Annotated in this window: 10 protein-coding genes; 8 read left to right on the top strand and 2 right to left on the bottom strand. The window is 66.2% G+C overall.

Features of this window, described 5'->3' with window-relative positions; genetic code table 11:
- Positions 1-2 precede the first annotated feature (2 nt).
- The 5 genes from IRZ56_RS12485 to IRZ56_RS12465 are packed head-to-tail and all read left to right on the top strand — an operon-like array spanning position 3 to position 6,224.
- A complete protein-coding gene (locus IRZ56_RS12485) occupies positions 3-1,013 on the top strand; it encodes a polysaccharide deacetylase family protein (protein ID WP_196145222.1) in 1,011 nt (336 codons plus the stop codon).
- Positions 1,010-2,314, top strand: a complete 1,305-nt coding sequence (locus IRZ56_RS12480) for an oligosaccharide flippase family protein (protein ID WP_196145221.1) — start codon at positions 1,010-1,012, stop codon at positions 2,312-2,314. Before IRZ56_RS12485 ends, IRZ56_RS12480 begins: the two co-directional genes overlap by 4 nt.
- Positions 2,311-4,308, top strand: coding sequence for a hypothetical protein (locus tag IRZ56_RS12475; protein ID WP_328311503.1), 1,998 nt, complete (start codon positions 2,311-2,313; stop codon positions 4,306-4,308). Before IRZ56_RS12480 ends, IRZ56_RS12475 begins: the two co-directional genes overlap by 4 nt.
- A 4-nt stretch (positions 4,309-4,312) precedes the next feature.
- Complete coding sequence (locus tag IRZ56_RS12470) at positions 4,313-5,476, top strand: GNAT family N-acetyltransferase (protein WP_196145220.1); 1,164 nt, start codon at positions 4,313-4,315, stop codon at positions 5,474-5,476.
- Positions 5,448-6,224, top strand: coding sequence for a ChbG/HpnK family deacetylase (locus tag IRZ56_RS12465; RefSeq protein ID WP_196145219.1), 777 nt, complete (start codon positions 5,448-5,450; stop codon positions 6,222-6,224). Before IRZ56_RS12470 ends, IRZ56_RS12465 begins: the two co-directional genes overlap by 29 nt.
- A gap of 26 nt (positions 6,225-6,250) precedes the next feature.
- On the opposite strand, the gene IRZ56_RS12460 is transcribed toward IRZ56_RS12465, so the two are convergent.
- Complete coding sequence (locus tag IRZ56_RS12460) at positions 6,251-8,476, bottom strand: putative bifunctional diguanylate cyclase/phosphodiesterase (protein ID WP_196145218.1); 2,226 nt, start codon at positions 8,474-8,476, stop codon at positions 6,251-6,253.
- Positions 8,477-8,616: 140 nt separating this feature from the next.
- Here IRZ56_RS12460 and IRZ56_RS12455 point away from each other — a divergent pair, with 140 nt between their 5' ends.
- From IRZ56_RS12455 to IRZ56_RS12445, 3 genes are all read left to right on the top strand, one after another.
- Positions 8,617-10,236 (top strand): NADP-dependent glyceraldehyde-3-phosphate dehydrogenase, encoded by a 1,620-nt coding sequence (locus tag IRZ56_RS12455; protein WP_196145217.1) that lies wholly within the window; start codon positions 8,617-8,619, stop codon positions 10,234-10,236.
- A gap of 142 nt (positions 10,237-10,378) precedes the next feature.
- A complete protein-coding gene (locus IRZ56_RS12450; RefSeq protein WP_196145216.1) occupies positions 10,379-10,846 on the top strand; it encodes a VOC family protein in 468 nt (155 codons plus the stop codon).
- 85 nt (positions 10,847-10,931) lie between these two features.
- Positions 10,932-12,113 (top strand): hypothetical protein, encoded by a 1,182-nt coding sequence (locus IRZ56_RS12445; RefSeq protein WP_196145215.1) that lies wholly within the window; start codon positions 10,932-10,934, stop codon positions 12,111-12,113.
- Between the two features lie 62 nt (positions 12,114-12,175).
- On the opposite strand, the gene yiaY is transcribed toward IRZ56_RS12445, so the two are convergent.
- Positions 12,176-13,324 carry an L-threonine dehydrogenase gene (gene yiaY / locus IRZ56_RS12440; protein WP_196145214.1) on the bottom strand — a complete coding sequence of 383 codons (1,149 nt, stop codon included), beginning with the start codon at positions 13,322-13,324 and terminating at the stop codon, positions 12,176-12,178.
- Between the last annotated feature and the right edge of the window lie 370 nt (positions 13,325-13,694).

The following is a 13,694-nucleotide window of genomic DNA, read 5'->3' as shown; positions in this document are numbered from 1 at the left end:
CTATGCCGATCAAGACCCGTATCAAGCAGGCTAGCGGTTGGCTGTACTTCAATTTGCCCAGTACCCGTGCCCGCCTGCACAGCACCGGGGTGATCCTCATGCTGCACCGGGTACTGGAGGACGACAGCCTCGCGGCGCTGCCCCATCGCAACGAGCTGTGCCTGGGCCCGCGGGCCTTCGAGCGCCTGCTGCGCTGGCTGTCGCAGCACTTCGAATGCGTCACCCTGCTGGACCTGCTGCAGGCCCCCCGGCCTGCCAACGGCCATGGCCGGCCCAGGGTCGCCCTGACCTTCGACGACGGTTGGCGCGACAATGCGGTCAATGCCTTCCCGCTGCTGCTGCGCTATCGCGTGCCGGCCAGCATCTTCCTGTCCACCGACTACATCGGCAGCCGCCAGCGTTTCTGGTGGGAAAGCATCGGCGAGACCCTGTGGGGCACCCGCGGCGAGGACGCGCGCCTGGCATTGGCCGAGCTATTGCGTGAAACCGGGCGCCCACTGCCGGCGGCGTATTTCTTGAGCAGCCGCTCCCATACCCGCAGCCAAGTGCTGGCCCATTACCTGCAAAGCCTCAAGAGCCTTGGCCAGCCCACCTTGCAACGGATGACCGACGCCTGCCCGGCCGAGCCTGTACCGCAAGCCCTGGACTGGCACCAGGTACGCCAGTTGGAAGCGACCGGCCTGGTGCGCTTCGGCCCCCATGGTGCCAGCCATGCCTTGCTGCCTGAGCTCGACGAGCAGCGCCTGGGCGAGGAACTGCAGCGTAGCCATGCCGCCCTGCATGAGCACTGCGAACACCCGCTGCCGGTGTACTGCTACCCCAACGGCGACCACGACGACCGGGTCCGCTCATGGGTCGCCCGGCACAGCTATGCCTATGGCCTGAGCACCCGCCAGGGGCTGTTCCGGAATGACGACGACCCCCTCGCCCTGCCGCGTATCGGGGTCAGCCAGCACACCGCTGCCTGCCCTTCGCTGCTGGCCTGGCGCATCGCCCGTGGAGGCCTTGCATGATCCGTAGCACCTACCTGCGTCATCTGGCGCTGAGCATGGGCACCAAGCTTGCGATGATCGCCCTGCGCCTGTTGCGCAACGTGCTGCTGGCGCGGATCCTCGGCCCGAGCGAACGAGGCTTGTTCGCCCTGCTCAGTGCCTTGCCCGACCTGATCAGTGCCGTCACCAGCGGTGGGCTCAATAGCGCGGTGGGCTACCAGGCTGCCAAGCGCCGCGACATGGGCCTGCTGCTGACCCAGGTGCTGGTCTATGGCTGCCTGCTCGCCGGTTTACTGACCCTGCTGTGGGTCTATTTGGTCCGTCAGTTCGGCGGCCAACTGGAAGTGACCCAGCAGCTCGGCCTGCTGGCCTGGCTGTTGCTGCTGGCCGTGCCGATGGCGGTGCTCAAGAGCGGCCTGTTGACCCTGCACAATGCCAGCGGTGGCGTGGATGCCTTCAACGCCCTGCGCCTGACCGAGTCGTTGGCGCCATTGCTGTTGTTCCTCGCCTTGTTCTGGATGTGGCGCGAACAGGCCATGGAGGCGGCGCTGATCAGCTGGCTGCTGGGGCTTGCCGTGGTGCTGGTATTGGGCGTGGCCTGGCTGGCACGCCAGTACCCGGTACGCCTGCGCTGGGACCGCAGCGACCAGCGCGAATTGTTGAGCTACAGCGCCAAGAGCCACCCTGACCTGCTGTTCCAGCAAGTGATCCTGCGCTCGGACTACCTGTTCATCGGTGCGGTGCTCGGCAGTACCGCCCTGGGCCACTACGCCATGGCCACGGCGGCGGCCGAGCTGCTGCTGATCGTCCCCGAAGCCGTCACCACGCCCTTGATGAAGCACCTGCTGCAACAGGATGCCGACATGCAGCGTCTCACCCCCCTGGCCCTGCGGCTGACCGCCACGGTGATGCTGCTGGCCTGCCTGAGCATGGCGCTGATCGGCAAGTGGCTGATCATCACCCTGTTCGGCATCGAGTACGCCCCCGCCTACCCAGCTTTGCTCGCCCTGCTCCCGGGGCTGTTGGGCCTGTGTTATACCGCCATCCTGCGCCTGGACCTGCTGGGCAAGAACCGGCCGGGCACGGTGTCGCTGATCATGGGCGCTGGCGCGGCGCTGAACCTGCTGCTCAACATCTTCATGATCCCGGCCTGGGGCATCGTCGGCGCGGCCCTGGCCTCGTCGATCGCCTACCTGGCGGTTACCTTTGCGATGCTCGTGGTGTATTGCCAACTGAGCAACGTGGCCCTGTGGCAGACCCTGATCATCCTGCCCAGCGACCACGCCCCATTGCGTGAAATGCTGCAACGGAGGCCCGCGTGAAGTGCCTGGCCCTGCTCGCGGCGCTGGTACCGTCGTGGGCCTTGGCAGCCAGCCTACAGTGGGGAGACATCCGCGACGGCAGCCTGTACCTGCAGCCCGAGCGCACCGACGAGCTGCGCATCCAGTGGCACCCGGCCTGGCAGGCCGATGCCAATGGCGAGCACCTGTATCTGCTCGATGGCCAAGGGCGGCTACGGGCCGAACGGGCGATCAGCGCCGAGCAGGTGCGGGGCGAGCAAAGCTGGCCACTGGAAGCTGCCGCAGGCCCTTACCGGCTGGAGATTCCTGGCTACAGCTTCCGCAGCTACCAGGTCGAGCACCTGGATACGACCCGGGCCCTGTTCGCGCCGGCGAAGGTGCACTTCAACGCCGAAGTGGCATCGGGCACCACCCTGTTCTTTCGCGTCAAGGCGGGCGAACAGGCGAGCCTGGCCGGTAAATACCATGGCGGGGTGAATCGCCTGCTGGCCCAGCGCCTGGGCGACGGTTACAAGGTGGAGGTCGCGCTCGCGCCCTACCGCGCCTATTGGCAGTTCGACCAGCAAAGGCTGCCGGTCAGCGCCCGCGACGAAACCTGGCGCCTGTACCTGCAAGGCAGCGGCAAGGCCGCGTTCTGGCTGGACGGCACGGCCAATCTGTTCGCCCAGCGAGCCGAGCATCTGGGCGACCTGCCGCTCGCCCAGGGCCAGGTGGCACTCACGCTTGCCGAACGACCATTGGGTCCGACGCCACTGCTGGGTGTGGCCATGCACTACGTGCCGCCGCCACCGTCCAGCTTTGCCGCCCTGGACGCCCTGCGCCCGCAGGCGGCGGGCTTCTACAGCTTCGTCGACGTCCTGGTGCGCAAGCCGCACTACGAAGACGCCTGGCGCCGCCTGTACCAGGAGCGCTTCGCCATCGACCAGGACATCACCTTGCTGGCCGGCACCGGCCGGCGCGCCGTGCTGGCAGCCGATGCGCCCACCCGCAACGGCCTGCAGGCCTGGCTCGCAGCGACCACCCGGCTGGGCGGCAAGGGCGTGCACTACCTGAGCGTGGCCGACGAACCCAACCTCAACTACCCCGACTACGCCAGCTTCCGCGACTACTTCCGCCTCATGACCGCCGTGGTCCACAACTGGCCTGGAGCGCGCGAAGCGGGCGTTCGTATCGCCATCCCGGCATCTTCGCGCTGGCTCGGCGGCCCGTTCAGGGACGACGCCAAGGGCCTGCGCGGCATTGACTGGGCCCGGCGCCTGCTCGAGGAACAAGGCACCCAGGTCGATGCTCTGGCCTGGCACGAGTGGATGGTCCGCGACCTGCTGGCCACCCGTAGCTACCGTGACAGTGTGCGACAGGCCGCCGCCCTGGTGGGGCTAGACGATCAGGGCCGGCCACGCAAGGCGCTGCTGTTGGACCAGACCAACCTCTCCAGCGGCTCGAGCCTGAGCCCCTACGACCAGAACACCCACTACGCAGGTCTCTGGTGGGCGTCGGTGGTGATCAATGCCTCGGCCGATGGCCTGCTGGACATGCTCAACTGGTTCCATGTCGCCGACGAGCCCGAATGGCCCAAGGGCATGGTCCAGGTCATCGACGACACCCACTTCCAGCTAAAGCCCGTCGGCCTGGCCCAGCAGTTCATCCAGCGGCACTGGCTGGGCCAGGTGCTGGCCCTGGACAACGACGGGTTCGAAGTCGATGCCCTGGCCATGGCCGAAGCGCATCGGCGTAGCCTGCTGGGGGTCAACAAGGCCGACCGACTGCAGCAGGTCACATTGGCCCTGGATGCGTGCCCGGACGCCCGGCTGGAGCTGTTCGGCCCGGACAACCAGCCACGGCCGACCACGTACGCCTGCAAAGGCGGCCAGGTGCGTTTCCAGGTGCCTGGCCAGACCTTGTTCGCCCTGAGCTGGAACGCTGCGCAGGCGCACCCTGACACGCCCTCTGCGGGCCGGCGCATGTACGCCACGCGCCCGGCCCCCACACACCAAGCCACCGTCAAGGAGCCTTGAAGCCATGGACCTGCGACTGAGCTGGCACGACTCGCTGCTCACCCCCGACTTCCCGGCCGACGAATACGAGGCCCTGCGCCGGCGGGTAGCGGGTAGCACCCCGTTCAACCACCTGGGTTGGCTGCGGGCCGCCGAAGGTGCCCTGCAGCTTGGCCAACGCCTGCAGGTGCTGCTGGGCTATCGGGGCGGACAACTGCGGCTGTGCCTGCCGCTGGTGCGCATGCGCGAACCGTATGGCCCGTTCAACGCCCCGGTGGTGCGCCACCTGGGCCACCCCTTGAGCGACCGCATCGCCCTGCTCGTCGACCTCCCCGAGGCCGATGCCGACACCGTCTTCCAGGCCATCTGTAAGCACCTGCCCCATGCCCTACTGCAACTGAGCGAAGTGTCGGTACAGCCCCATGGCTGGCTGGGCCGTTGGGCCGCGGCGAGTTCGCATTGCGAGCAACGCCTGAGCTGTGTGGTCCCGCTGCACCGGGTCAGCCAGGCCGATCGCCAGGAGCCCGGCGGCGCACCACGCTACAAGTTGCGCCGGGCGCGCAAGCGCATTGCCGCCTGCGGTGCCCAAGTGCGCCGGGTGCAGGCCAACGTGCATGACATCGGCGCCTTGCTCGATGCCGTCAGCACCGTGGAAGCCGCCAGCTGGAAAGGCGATGACGAGGTCGGGATCTTCTCAGGCGTGCAGCGCCGCCAATGGATGTACCAGGCGTTCTCCGCCCTGGCCAGAGAAGGCCTGGTGTACCTGGTGCTCCTGGAGCTGGACGGTCGCTGCATCAGCTACCGCCTCGGCCTGCTCGAACAGGGGCGGCTCTACGATTACAACCTGGCCTTCATGCCGGATCATCGCGACCTGGGCAGCGGTCGCGTGCTGCTGGATGAGTGGATTCGCTGGGGGCTGGACGATGGATGGACCTGGATCGACGCTTCGCGGGTCAGCCTGCACCACTCCAGCCACCAGCTGCATGAACGCATGACCGACCCGCTCGAACAATGGCGCCTGAGCCTCTACAGCAAGCGCCTTGACGGCCGCCTACTGGGCCTGGCCCTGCGCGCCTGGCGACTGCTCAAGCCCTATCTGAACGGGCGCGCACGGCCATCGACCGCCCTCACCCCATCCGATTCCCCACAGGAGAACCCCGATGCCCTCCCAGGTCATAGTCAACGCTGACGATTTCGGCATGAGCCCACACACCAATGCGGTGATCCTGCAAGCGTTCCAGGCCGGGCTGATCAGCTCGGCCACGGCCATGGCCAACATGCCCGCCTTCGCCGCGGCCTGCGCCCTGGCTCGCCAGCCCGCGCTGCTGGGCAGGATAGGCCTGCACTTCAACCTGACCCAGGGCCGGCCGATGAGCCAGGCGATTCTCGCCGAACCGCGGTTCTGCTCGCCTAGCGGGGAGTTCGCCTTCGCGCTCAAGCGCGCGACCCTGCGCTTGTCCCGGGGCGAACGTGCCGCCGTGGAGCAGGAGCTGCACGCGCAATGGCAACACTGCCTGGCCCACGGCCTTGTGCCCAGCCACCTCGACTCGCACCAGCATGTGCACAACATCTGGCCGATAGGTGAAGTGGTCGCGCGTTTTGCCCGCAGCCAAGGCGTCCCGGTGCGCCTGGCGCGCAACCTCGGCCACAACATCGGCCCAGTCAAGCGCCTGTACAAGACCCTGCTCAACCGCCGCCTGCGCCAGCTCAGTGGCGCCACGGCCGACTACGTCTGCACCCCCGCTGACCTGAAGGCCGGGCTGGCCCCGGCCCATGGCATCCTGGAAATCGTGACGCACCCCAGCGCCCTGGGTGGGCAGGACTTCGGCGATGCCTACCTGCCCACCGGCGAATCCCTGCAGTCGCTGGTCGAGCAGCAGCTCAGGCAAACCCAGCGCATTGGCTATGGGGCAGTCCCCAGGCTCGTCGAGTCCTGAGGCTACCGGCCTGGCCGGCTCGCCACTCAGCCGCAGTCCCGGCTCGCCTGCAGCCATTGGGCCAGGTCCGCCGCCGGCATCGGCCGTGCCAACAAAAAGCCCTGGCCCTGGTCGCATCCGGCATTACGCAGGAAATCGTACTGGGCCTGGGTCTCGATACCTTCGGCGGTGATCCGAAAGCCCAGGGCATGGCCCAGGTCGATGATCGCGCAGGCCACCGCCTGGGCATCGTCATCGCCCGGCAGGTCCTTGATGAACGCCCGGTCGATCTTCAGGTGGTCGATGGGCAAGGCACGCAGGTAGGCCAGTGACGAATAGCCAGTGCCGAAGTCGTCCACCGCCGTGGCTACGCCCATGGCCCGCAACTGCGCGAGCACCGCGCAGGCCTGCTGCTGGCTTTCCATCAGCAGGCTTTCGGTGATCTCCACCTCCAGCAGGCTCGCCGGCAGGTCGTAGCGGGCCAGCACCGTGGCGAGGCTGGTGACATAGTCGCTGCGCTCGATCTGCAGCGCCGCCACGTTGATCGCCATCGACCCTGGCAGGCAGTCGGCGGCGCGCCAGGCGGCCAGCTGGGCGCAGGCCAACTCCAGCACACGTTCGCCCAACGGGATGATCAGGCCGGTGCGCTCTGCCAGGGGAATGAACTCGGCCGGCGATACCAACCCGCGCTCAGGGTCACGCCAGCGCAGCAGTGCCTCCACCCCTTCCACGCGACCACTGAACAGGTCGAGCTTGGGCTGGTACCACAGCTCGAATTCGTCGTGCTGCAGGGCCCGGCGCAGGTTGCGCTCCAGCTCCAGACGCTGCTGCAGGCGTTCGGTCATGTCCGGGTGGTAGGACCGCCAGGCGTTGCGACCGCCCTCCTTGGCCGCGTACATGGCGGTGTCGGCGTGGCGCAGCAGGCTGTCCACCGCCTCGCCATGCTGCGGGCAGCGGGCAAGGCCGATACTGCCAGTGACCAGCGCCGCATTGCCGTTGAGGTCGAACGGCCGCTGCAAGCAGCGCAGCAAGGCGCACACCTGGTGGCTGATCTGGCCCTGGCTGCCCTGGAGCATGAACACGAATTCGTCGCCACCCAGGCGGCAAACCCGGTCGGCGCTGTCCAGTTCCTGCAGGAAGCGCGCCGTGGCCTGTTGCAGCAACAGGTCGCCCATTGGATGGCCCAAGCTGTCGTTGACCTGCTTGAAACCGTCGATATCGAGGATCAGCACGGCCAGCCCATGGCCCCTGGCAATGGCCTCGGCCAGCTGTTTCTGGAACAGCACGCGGTTGGGCAACCCGGTGATGGTGTCGTAGTGGGCCAGGCGTTCGAGCTGCGCCTGCGACTGGCGCAGTTCGCGGTTGCGCTGTTGCAGCAGGCGCTGGTTGCCGTTGAGCTGGGCGACGAACAGGCTGAACAACCCCGTGCAGGTCAGGGCGAAGAGGAACAGCGGTGAAGCGAACAGGCCCAGTACCGGCCAGCCATCGCGGGGCGCGGCGGCCATCTGCCAATGCCCGCCCGGAACCGTCACCACCTGGCTGAGCAGCGGGTCGTCGAACAGGTGCGGATCGCCCCAGATCATCGCGCCGTCCGCACCCTTGCCGTCCGCCCCGCGCAACGCCACCTGGATGTCCATGTCCGGGCGCAGGCCTGCGGCCCACAGCAAGCGGTCGATGTCGGCGACGATCGACACATTGCCCCAGTAAAGCTTCACCCCCCGCTTGCCGGCGACGAACACCGGCCGCCGGTAGATCAATGCCCGCCCACCTTGGTACAGCCCGACCGGGCCGGCCAGCACGGCCTCGCGGTGCTCACGGGCCGACTGCAGCATGGGGAACTGGTCGGGCAACCGGCGGTAGTCCAGGCCCATGATCGCCTGGTTGCCCTGTTCGGGGTGGACCGCACTGATCACATCGTCCGGCGCCAGGGCGATGTGGTGCATGTAGGGCACTGACTCGAGGGCGTCTTGGGCCATGCCGTGGAAATGCCCGGGGCTGATTCTCCCATCGGTGGTGATCAGCTGGGCGATGCCTTCGGCTTCGGCGAATGCCGCTCGCAGCTGCGCCTCCAGGGCGCTGCGTACCCCAGAGAGGCGCGCGGCGATGTTGTTCAGTTGCTCGCTTTGCTCACGGCGCATGTCCAAGTGCCCGAGCGCGATGGACAAGCCGATGCCCACCAGGGCGAAACCGACCGGCAGCAAGCGGTGCACAGTGCGCCGCAGCGTGCCTGGATGGGGCGGCGGCTGATCAGGGGGTACGGGGAGAGTCTTCATTGGGCTGAAATCGGCGGCGATTGATCCTGTATCGGCCCGGCCACGGCAAATTTGAGCCAGACTGGTGTTTTTCTTCCAGTGGGTGCATGCTCGCAGCTGAAGCGATTCACCTACCCAAGAACAAACGAGGTGCAGTACCCATGGACCGTCTGCTCGATTCGCTGTTTCCCGCCCCCGATGACATCCCCGAGGCCTGGCGCCTGGGCGAACCCCTAGAGCAACGCGATTACCTGGTCGGTGGCCAGCTCAGGCGTTGGGACGGCCCCCTGGCCACGGTGCGCAGCCCGGTCTGGCTCAAGCACGGCGACAGCGAGCAGCAAGTGATTCTCGGCAGCGCCCCGCTGCTCGATGCCGATACCGCCCTCACTGCCCTGGACGCCGCCGTACAGGCCTACGACAAAGGCCGCGGCGCCTGGCCGACGATGCGTGTGGCCGAGCGTATCCAGCATGTCGAAGCCTTCCTGGGGCGCATGCGCGAACAGCGCACGGCGGTGGTCAAGCTGCTGATGTGGGAGATCGGCAAGAACCTGAAGGACTCGGAAAAAGAGTTCGACCGCACCTGCGACTATATCGTCGACACTATCAATGCCCTCAAGGACCTCGACCGGCGGTCGAGCCGCTTCGAACTCGAGCAAGGCACCCTTGGCCAGATCCGCCGCGCACCGCTGGGCGTCGCGCTGTGCATGGGCCCTTACAACTACCCGCTCAACGAGACCTTCACCACCCTGATCCCGGCGCTGATCATGGGCAACACCGTAGTGTTCAAGCCGGCCAAGTTCGGTGTGCTGCTGATCCGCCCATTGCTCGAAGCCTTCCGCGACAGCTTCCCGCCTGGGGTGATCAACGTCATCTATGGCCGTGGCCGCGAAACGGTCAGTGCCCTGATGGCCAGCGGCAAGATCGACGTGTTCGCCTTCATCGGCACCCACAAGGCCGCCAGCGACCTGAAAAAACTGCACCCGCGCCCGCACCGCCTGCGCGCGGCCCTGGGCCTGGATGCGAAGAACCCTGGTATCGTCCTGCCCCAAGTGGACCTGGACAACGCCGTCGAGGAGGCGGTCACCGGCGCCCTGTCGTTCAACGGCCAGCGCTGCACCGCGCTGAAGATCCTGTTCGTCCACGAAGATGTGGTCGAGCCGTTCCTCGACAAGTTCCAGCGCAAGCTCGCCGCGCTCAAGCCCGGCATGCCCTGGGAGCCGGGCGTAGCCCTGACGCCGCTGCCCGAGCCTGGCAAGGTCGACTACCTCGATGGCCTGGTGGCCGATGCCACCGCCAAGGGCGCCCGCGTGCTCAACGAAGGCGGCGGCACCAGCCGTGGCTCGTTCTTCTACCCGGCCCTGCTCTACCCGGTGGCGCCCAGCATGCGCGTCTACCACGAGGAACAGTTCGGCCCACTGGTGCCGGTGGTGCCCTACCGCGACCTGCAGACGGTGATCGACTATGTGCTCGACTCCGACTACGGCCAGCAGTTGAGCCTGTTCGGCAACGACCCGCAGACCATCGGCATGCTGGTCGACACCTTCGCCAACCAGGTTGGCCGCATCAACCTCAACGCCCAGTGCCAGCGCGGCCCGGACAGCTACCCGTTCAACGGCCGCAAGAACAGCGCCGAAGGTACCCTGTCGGTACATGACGCCCTGCGGGTGTTCTCCATCCGTACCCTGGTGGCCGCCAAGTTCCAGGACGCCAACAAAGCACTGATCAGCGAGATCATCCGCAACCGCCAGTCGAGTTTCCTGACCACCGACTACATCTTCTAGGCAGACGGCCTCTAATAGGGAAATGGCATTTGCGCATTTGCCGAAACTGTACAAATATACAGCCTCGGTAAATGCGTGAAGCCTGCCGCGGTATACCCCGTGGCGGGTCGGTACTGACCTTACCTGAAGGAGGAACCTTGCAATGGCGGTCAAACCTGTTCCCGAAGGACAACACAGCATCACGCCCTACCTGGGCATCAAGGACGCGGCAAAGGCCATCGAGTTCTACAAGAAGGCCTTTGGTGCGGTGGAGATGTTCCGCCTCGAAGGCCCCGACGGCCGCGTAGGCCATGCGGAGCTCAAGATCGGCGATTCCTCGCTGATGCTCGCCGACCCTTGCGACATGGAGGGCGGCCTGGCGGCCAGCCAGTCGCTGGGCGGCACCGCCGTCGGCCTGCACCTGTATGTCGACGACTGCGACAAAATCTACGACCAGGCCGTCGCCGCCGGCGCCCTGGCCCTGCGCCCGGTGCAGGACCAGTTCTATGGCGACCGCAGCGGGACGCTGAAGGATCCATTCGGCAACCTGTGGTTCGTTTCCACCCATAAGGAAGACCTCAGCCCCGAGGAAATCCGCGCCCGCGCCGCCAAGCTGTTCGGCGGCCAGTGAACCACAAGCTGCGAGCTTCAGGCGTTCGGCTTGAAAGCGCCCTGACTTTACCGGAAGCTTGAGGCTCGTAGCTTGGAGCTGCTGAATGCGAATCATCGAAAAGACCGCTGCGCAGGTGCGCAGCCTCACGCCGGCCGAAGAGGAACTGCTGGTCGGTTTCGCCTCCGGCACCCTCGCCGGCCCACGCCTGCTGCAGGCCAACCAGTGGCTGATGAAGGTACGCAGCGCCAACCAATGGCTAGCCTGCGACTGCCGCCGAGATGCCGTGCCAGTGCTCAACGTCAGCCTCAATGGCAGTACCGGCACCCTGTTCCTGCGCAACAACCCGGACACCCCCGAGCATGCGCCCGGCTGCCCGTTCACCAAGGTCGAGCGCGAAACCGGCGAACGCAGCGAGCAAACCGCCGCACCGGCCGCCTGGCTGCCGCCAGACACTGCGCTGCGCCTGCTGGGTGATTTCAATCGGGCTGGGGAAGGTGGCCCTGGCGCTCCTGCCGAACGCCGCGTACAGCAGCGCTTGTTGTCGTTGTTGCTGACCTGGATCGAAGCCAGTGGCTTGAATGTCTACGCCACCCACCTGAAGAAAGACCTCACGGTCCAGTTCGCCGACCTGCGCGGCGTGGCCGGTCGCTATCCACTGGTGGAGCGGGTGCCGGCGAGCAACTACTTGGAAACCCGCCTGGACATGAAGCACATGATGATGCTCAAGTCCCGCCTGCGTGACGCCACGGCCTTCGGCAACCACCGCCGCCATGGCCTGCTGCTCGACTGCATCGACCAAGTCAAGGGGCGCAAGCTGTTCAACGCCCGCACCGAGGACGGCTTCGACTTCCAGGGCCACCATCTGTTCTGGGGCGGCAGCCGCACCAGCGGGCCATTGCTGGCCCTGGCGCTCTATTCACCCACCACCGCCGGTAGCCATTTCTATGAACTGATCCACGTCGCCAGCGTGCCGGTGCTGTCGCGCGGGCATCTGTTCCCGGTGTACCGCGACGAAGAGCGCGAGCCGCTCAAGGCATTGGTGTCGCTGATCGATTGGATGGCGAGCAAAGGCGTCAAGGTGCTGATGCGTCGGCCGGTCATTGGTGGGCAGGTGATGGATGAGCTGGTGCTCACCTCGGACCAGGACCGGGTGCTGTCGGTTTCCCTGCTGGAGCAACCCATCGGCCCGGAGCCGGATGCCGAGAATTTCAAACGTTATGCCGACTTCAAGAGCCTGGAGACGTTCCGCAAATATGTGGCTGGGTTCTTTATGCGCGAGCGGTGAAGGCATCATGGGGTCTGGGGCTGCTGCGCAGCCCTACAGGCCGGGCGAAACGCTTGAGTCTGTTAGAACGCCGCCTTGAAAATCGCCTCGATCTGCGCCTGGCTCGCCGGCCGCGGGTTGGTCAGGCCGCAGGCATCCTTCAAGGCATTGGCCGCCAGCACCGGTACATCCTCCAGATTGACCCCGAGCGCTGCCAAACCGGCCGGAATGCCGATCGCCGCCGCCAAGTTCTCGATGGCCGAAATCGCCGTGCCTGCGCCCTGCTCCGCGTCCAACCCACACACCTTCACGCCCATGGCCTTGGCCACATCGCGCAGGCGGGCGGCACTGACCTTGGCGTTGAAACGTTGCACATGGGGCAACAGGATGGCGTTGCACACCCCGTGCGGCAGGTCGTAAAAGCCCCCCAATTGGTGTGCCATGGCATGCACGTAGCCCAAAGATGCATTGTTGAACGCCATGCCGGCGAGGAATTGGGCATAGGCCATGTTCTCCCGTGCCTGCAGGTCACTGCCATCAGCGACGACCCGGCGCAGGTTATCGCTGATCAAGGTCACGGCCTTGAGCGCGCAGGCGTCAGTGATCGGCGTGGCGGCAGTCGACACGTAGGCTTCGATGGCGTGGGTCAGGGCATCCATACCGGTGGCGGCGGTCAGTCCCTCGGGCATGCCGACCATCAGCGCCGGGTCATTGACCGAAAGGATCGGCGTGACATTGCGGTCGACGATGGCCATCTTCACGTGGCGCGCCTCATCGGTGATGATGCAAAAGCGGGTCATCTCGCTGGCGGTGCCTGCGGTGGTGTTGATGGCGATCAGCGGTAATTGCGGTTTGGCGGAGCGGTCGACGCCTTCGTAGTCGCTGATCCGCCCACCGTTGGTTGCGCACAGGGCGATGCCCTTGGCGCAGTCGTGGGGCGAGCCGCCGCCAAGGGACACCACGCAATCGCACCGTTCATGCTGCAACAAGGCCAGCCCGGCCTCGACGTTGGCGATGCTCGGGTTCGGCTTGGCACCGTCGAATATCACCGAATCGATGTCGCGCAGGGCCAACAGGCCGGCGATACGCTCGGCCAAACCGGCTTGCGCCAGGCCGTGGTCCGTGACGATCAGCGCCTTGCGCAGGCCGTAGCCGGCGATGGCCGTCATTGCCTCGTCAAGGCAGTCGATGCCCATGATGTTCACGGCGGGGATGAAAAAGGTGCTGCTCATGGCCGAGTCCTCTTGGAAGGTCTGTCTACCTCCGAGGATCTGCCTGGTTGCGCGGGGCAGTATTGACCCAGCGCAAGACAAAGCCCTGCCATCGCGGACAAGCCCGCTCCCCACAGGCAACCCGCCATTGGCAAGCCTTGCGTGATCCTGTAGGAGCGGCCTTGTGCCGCGATGGGGCGCGTAGCGGCCCCAATCATTAAGGGAATGGCAGCCAAGATTCTGATCACAACAGCACAGTGACATGATCCTACCAAGCAGCCCTTCTGTTGCCTTTGCTTGTGATACGCGATAGCCCAGGCGCCGCCAAACGCGACGTCAGGAGGCCGAGTGGAAGCCTTGCGCAGGTGGGTGCCAGGCATGGATGCCTGGC

The sequence above is a fragment of the Pseudomonas guariconensis genome, assembly GCF_015680235.1.
In the GTDB taxonomy this organism is placed as follows: Bacteria; Pseudomonadota; Gammaproteobacteria; order Pseudomonadales; family Pseudomonadaceae; genus Aquipseudomonas; species Aquipseudomonas guariconensis_A.
The sequence above is the reverse complement of the archived record's forward strand: the minus strand, read 5'-3'. Positions and strand labels throughout refer to the sequence as shown.

What these genes read in the sequence shown, in the direction of transcription:
- IRZ56_RS12485 (WP_196145222.1), top strand. Translation starts at nt 3, where the DNA reads ATGCCGATCAAGACCCGTATCAAGCAGGCTAGCGGTTGGCTGTACTTC.
- IRZ56_RS12480 (WP_196145221.1), top strand. Translation starts at nt 1,010, where the DNA reads ATGATCCGTAGCACCTACCTGCGTCATCTGGCGCTGAGCATGGGCACC.
- IRZ56_RS12470 (WP_196145220.1), top strand. Translation starts at nt 4,313, where the DNA reads ATGGACCTGCGACTGAGCTGGCACGACTCGCTGCTCACCCCCGACTTC.
- IRZ56_RS12465 (WP_196145219.1), top strand. Translation starts at nt 5,448, where the DNA reads ATGCCCTCCCAGGTCATAGTCAACGCTGACGATTTCGGCATGAGCCCA.
- IRZ56_RS12460 (WP_196145218.1), bottom strand. Translation starts at nt 8,476, where the DNA reads ATGAAGACTCTCCCCGTACCCCCTGATCAGCCGCCGCCCCATCCAGGC.
- IRZ56_RS12455 (WP_196145217.1), top strand. Translation starts at nt 8,617, where the DNA reads ATGGACCGTCTGCTCGATTCGCTGTTTCCCGCCCCCGATGACATCCCC.
- IRZ56_RS12450 (WP_196145216.1), top strand. Translation starts at nt 10,379, where the DNA reads ATGGCGGTCAAACCTGTTCCCGAAGGACAACACAGCATCACGCCCTAC.
- IRZ56_RS12445 (WP_196145215.1), top strand. Translation starts at nt 10,932, where the DNA reads ATGCGAATCATCGAAAAGACCGCTGCGCAGGTGCGCAGCCTCACGCCG.
- yiaY (WP_196145214.1), bottom strand. Translation starts at nt 13,324, where the DNA reads ATGAGCAGCACCTTTTTCATCCCCGCCGTGAACATCATGGGCATCGAC.